The sequence below is a fragment of the Mycobacterium sp. genome, assembly GCF_050701675.1.
Lineage (GTDB): Bacteria > Actinomycetota > Actinomycetes > Mycobacteriales > Mycobacteriaceae > Mycobacterium.
The window spans coordinates 1-4,209 of the sequence record NZ_JBOGDD010001353.1 but is presented as its reverse complement, the minus strand read 5'-3'; the positions used below and the strand labels follow the sequence as shown (position 1 = coordinate 4,209).

General features: G+C 64.8%; 4 protein-coding genes. 2 read left to right on the top strand and 2 right to left on the bottom strand.

What is annotated here, in order from left to right; genetic code table 11:
- Window positions 1–207 precede the first annotated feature (207 nt).
- The gene (locus ACRDUX_RS41795) at window positions 208–486 is read left to right on the top strand and encodes a hypothetical protein (RefSeq protein ID WP_526423607.1); all 279 of its coding nucleotides are present in this window, start codon (window positions 208–210) and stop codon (window positions 484–486) included.
- Between the two features lie 320 nt (window positions 487–806).
- Window positions 807–2,144 carry an alpha/beta fold hydrolase gene (locus tag ACRDUX_RS41790; RefSeq protein WP_526423606.1) on the top strand — a complete coding sequence of 446 codons (1,338 nt, stop codon included), beginning with the start codon at window positions 807–809 and terminating at the stop codon, window positions 2,142–2,144.
- A 9-nt stretch (window positions 2,145–2,153) separates the two neighbouring features.
- On the opposite strand, the gene ACRDUX_RS41785 is transcribed toward ACRDUX_RS41790, so the two are convergent.
- Window positions 2,154–2,726, bottom strand: a complete 573-nt coding sequence (locus tag ACRDUX_RS41785; RefSeq protein WP_526423605.1) for an FKBP-type peptidyl-prolyl cis-trans isomerase — start codon at window positions 2,724–2,726, stop codon at window positions 2,154–2,156.
- 116 nt (window positions 2,727–2,842) lie between these two features.
- Window positions 2,843–4,209 (bottom strand): cation:proton antiporter (locus ACRDUX_RS41780; RefSeq protein WP_526423603.1); only part of this gene is annotated, 1,367 nt, incomplete at its 5' end.

Below are 4,209 nucleotides of genomic sequence, written 5' to 3'. Positions count from 1 at the left end.
CCCACAACCAGCGGTCCACGCGGGTCGATTCCATGGCCTCCATCATGAACCGTCGAGTCCTCGTTGACACGCGCATGCGATTGGGTCGCATTCGATCGTGACGGCGTTGTGCGAAGCGACACTTGGTATCCGAAGCGTTTGGCCGTCGCGTAGGGTGGTTATTCCTGCTAAGTAGCCGGATGCCGTCTCAACGCTGGAGTGATACGCATGACCTTGATCAAGACCACTCTGTCTACCGTTGCAGTTGCGGGCGGACTCGCCGCGGCCATCCTTGGCCTGGGCGCTGCTTCGGCGATCGCCGATCCGGTTCCACCGCCGGCGCCCGTCATGGGTGAGATACCACCGCCGAATGCACCGCCCAAGCCTGCCGAGTTCTGGAACGGGGAGCCGGTGATTTGGATCTCGGGCTGGGGCGGGCGCTGGGGCATCTGGAAGAACGGCTATTTCATCACGCTGTCGTCGAACATCAACACCGGCGGCGGCTAGAACCGCTGCACGAATCGCCGCCGCGCGACCGGCATTGCCGTAGGCACTGCCTACTCGGTTGCAAGGCAATGGTCTACGGTCGTTAGATGAAATTTACGTCGGCGTCAGTATCAAGAGGTTGGCGCCTGGGTGCAGTGCTCGTCGCCGGGGCACTCGTGCTGGCCGGATGTGCGCAGACAACCGGAGCAACGCAGCCGACAAGCGCTGCCGAGCGGTCTGCCACCAATGCCTCATATGCATCTGCGCCCTGTCCTTCGCCCAACCTGGCGGGGACGCCCGAGTTGGATCTTGGTCCGGATGTCGACTGCGGGATTCTCACCGTGCCCGAGAGTCGTACCGATCTCGACGGCCCGACGATCAAGCTTGCCGTCGCACGATTGAAGGCCGAGTCACCGGACCCTCGACGGACGCCGATGGTCTATCTCAACGGCGGGCCCGGCAGCACGACCATCGTGATCCTGGAGCACTTTCGGGACAAGGGCATCAATCGCGACCGGGACGTCATCTTCTTCAGTCAGCGCGGCACCTTCCATGCCGATCCGATGCTCAGCTGTGCGGAATACGATGGCTTCCTTGCGGAGTCGGTCAGCACCTCGATGCTTGCGCCTGCTGCCGCCCAGCGCAGCCTGGACGCGATCCGGGCCTGCCATGATCGCCTGACGGCCAAGGGCATTGACCTGAGCGCCTTCAACAGCGTCGAGAATGCGGCCGATGTGGCTGACCTGCGGACGGCGATGGGGATCGACTCCTGGCATGTGTACGGCGTCTCCTACGGCACCGACCTGGCATTGCAGTTGATTCGCGATCATCCCGAGGGCATCAGCAGTGTCGTCCTCGACTCCGTGGCGCCGCCCCAGAACAATCTGCTGACCCACCTGTGGGGGAGCGCTGCCGGTGGGTATCAAGCGGTGTTCGACGCATGCGCCGCACAGCCCACCTGTGCGCGGACATATCCCGACCTCGCGAATGAGTTCACCACCACCGTCGCGCGGTTGGCGGAGACGCCGATGACCGTTGACGTCCCGGCATCCGCGGATGGACCGGCGCAGAACGTGGTCATCGATGGTTACAAGTTCGCCAACGTCGTAGTGCTGAGAAGCTCGGATGCGACTTTGTACGCCTCACTGCCTCAGATGATTCACGCCACGGCGAGCGGAGACGGGCGTGCTGCTGCCGCGGCGGTGCAGGCGTCGGTTCCTTCCGTCGACCTGATGGGCTACGGGCTCAGGTATGGCGTGATGTGCAGGGAGGCTGCGGCGTTCACGACACCCGATGCAATTGCGGCCGAGGCTCACAAAGTTCTTCCCGGCTTTCCCGCTGCGGTTCTGGCGATTCAACCGCAGTTCGCTCGACTAATGGACGAATGCCCGGTGTGGGACGTCGGTCGTGCCGACCCGAGCGTGAATACTCCCGTGCAGAGCGATATTCCAGTACTTCTGCTCGCTGGCACATTCGATGCGATCACGCAGCCGAGCCAAGCGGACGATGCCGCAGCGACGCTGACCAACAGCAGAGTCGTCCGGTTCCCGGCCATCGGGCATGACGTGTACTCGCAATCGGAATGCGGGCGCGCAGTCGTAGCCGACTTCTTGAACCGACCCGACGGCTATGACACCGGTTGTGTAGGGGCGATGCGGGTACCCGTCTTCGTCACCTGATCTCCGAGATCAACTCGAGGTGCCGAGGATCTTGATCGCGAAGACGAGCGAATCACCCTTCTGGATGCCAGCACTGGGCTGACCGTTCGGGTAACCGTCGGCGGGGTTCATGGCGACGGCGACCGTGGAGCCGACCTTCTGCCCTGCGATGGCCTTCTGAAAGCCCGGCACGACCCCGTCGAGCGGGAAGTCGGCCGCAGCGCCGCGTTCATAGCTGCTGTCGAACACGTGGCCGTCACGTCCGTTGACGCCCATGTAGCAGACGGAAACCGTCGCCGTGTCCGCGACGACGGGCCCAGCACCGGCCTGCAGTGTGTGTACCTGGGTCTCAGTGACGCTGAATGGTCCATCCACCTTGACGTACGGCGCCGTCGTATCCGTGGATCCGGTGACGGCGACGTTGCCCGTCGTTCCGGGGAGCGTCCATTCGGGCGTGGCACCGGCTTCCGGCGCCGCCGACGGGCACGCGCCGGCTGCGGCTGCCGTTTCGATGGCGGGGGAGCCGCATGCGGAGAGAGCCATGACGAACGACGCGGCACAGGCCACGAGCGCGACGGAAGAAGACGTACGGGAGAAGTTCACGGTCGTCAACGCTACAGTCGCGTCACGCAGCCCCGCCGGTAGCCCAGAGATGTCGGCGATGAGCCCGTGGGCGCGACATCACGCGGCGATGGGCGATCGGCACGACGGACCGTCCATCACGGCTTGCGCTTGCGGGGTGGACGCGGCGGCGCCAGGAACGGCCGCACGGGCAGTATCCCCTCTTCGCGATCCAACTCGCGCTCGAGGACCCGTAAGCCCTCGTCGGGCAAGATGCCGGTGTCACGCCAGCGCACGAGTTCGTCGCGTTGTGCGTCAATTGCGGCGCGCCGGACTCGTAGGGCGGTCTCATAGTCGGGCGACACCGGTACCTCGGTGGACTCCGAAGTTCGTAGCAGATCCAGACGATCCTGATATCGAGCCAGGCGAACGGACAGCTGCTCCCGAAGGCTGTCGATTGCCCGCTTCTCGACGTCGTCGTGACTTTGCTGCTTCATCTCCTCGAGGCTGGCGAGCGCGGCATCGATGCCTGCCGCGCGAGCTTCGTTGCGGAGGCGGGCTTCGTCGCTGGCGTTGGCGCGGATGCCCAATGCGCGCACCAGCGGCGCAAATGTAAGCCCTTGCCCGACAAGCGTTACCAGGACGACAACCAGAGTGCAAAACAACAGCAGGTCGCGATCGGGGAACGGCTGTCCGCTCTCGGTGAGCCGCGGCACGGTGAAGATCGCCGCGAGGCTAACGACGCCGCGCGCGCCCGCCCAGCTCAGGATGAAGACCTCACGTCCTGTGAGTCGCTCGGAGGTCGGGTTCGGTAGTCCTCGTCGCTGGCGCACCACGTTGTCCGCGTCGTCGCCGCCGTCTGCGTCGGGCGCGTTGCCCAGCCGGGTGTGCAGTGATCGCGGCAATGATTGGGTGAGCAGCAACCACAGTGGTCGCACCAGCAACACCGCCGCGACGGTGATGGCTACGGCGACGACGATCGTGGACGTGTCGTACTGATCGAGCCCGTCAACGATCGACGGAAGCTGCTGGCCGATCAGCAGGAATACGAAGCCCTCGAGCAGGAAATTCACCAATCGCCATACCGCACCGGTCTGTAAGCGGCTCGCGCCGGATTCCGAACGGGGAGCGTCGTGTCCGGCGATCAGCCCACAGACGACCACTGCCAACACACCCGAGACGTGAAGTTCCTCGCCGAGCAGGTAGGCGAGGAATGGCGTGGCCAACGATATCGCATTGGACGTGAGAAGGTCGCCTGTCCAGGGTCTCAGCAGACGCCGACCCAACGCGACCAACACGCCCACGAGCAGACCCCCGGCGACGGCCAGGAGGAACTGACCGGCGGCCGACGGGATCGAAAACCCATCGCCTTGGGCCGCGGCGATGGCCACCGCGAGGATCGTGAGCGCGGTGGCGTCGTTGAGCAATCCTTCGCCCTGGATCAGCGTGAGCAGATGACGCGGCAAACCCACCTTGCTCCCCACCGCAAGCGCGGCCACCGGATCGGTCGGTGCGACTGCCGCAC